The organism is Rhizobium ecuadorense, assembly GCF_001187535.1.
Lineage (GTDB): Bacteria > Pseudomonadota > Alphaproteobacteria > Rhizobiales > Rhizobiaceae > Rhizobium > Rhizobium ecuadorense.
The window spans coordinates 1-234 of record NZ_LFIO01000341.1; the positions used below are offsets into that span (position 1 = coordinate 1).

The following is a 234-nucleotide window of genomic DNA, read 5'->3' on the forward strand; positions in this document are numbered from 1 at the left end:
GCGCCATCCAATATTACGAACCCACCCTGTCACCGGCGATCGCCAAAGCCGTGTTGCTTCCCGACAACAAGTCGATCCGCGACCCCTACCAGTTGGTGGTCAAACTCACCGACGCCGCCAAGGCCGCGGGCACGACCTTCGTCTCCGGCACTGTGCGGAATATCGAGCGCAGGGGCGATGGCACGGCCGTCGTTCTCCTCGAGGATGGCAGGCGGATCGAGGCCGGTTCGGAGG

At 64.5% G+C, this 234-nt stretch carries 1 protein-coding gene; it reads left to right on the plus strand.

The features are described from left to right. Positions 1 to 234 (plus strand): FAD-dependent oxidoreductase (locus AF337_RS07380; protein WP_342028412.1); only part of this gene is annotated, 234 nt, incomplete at both ends.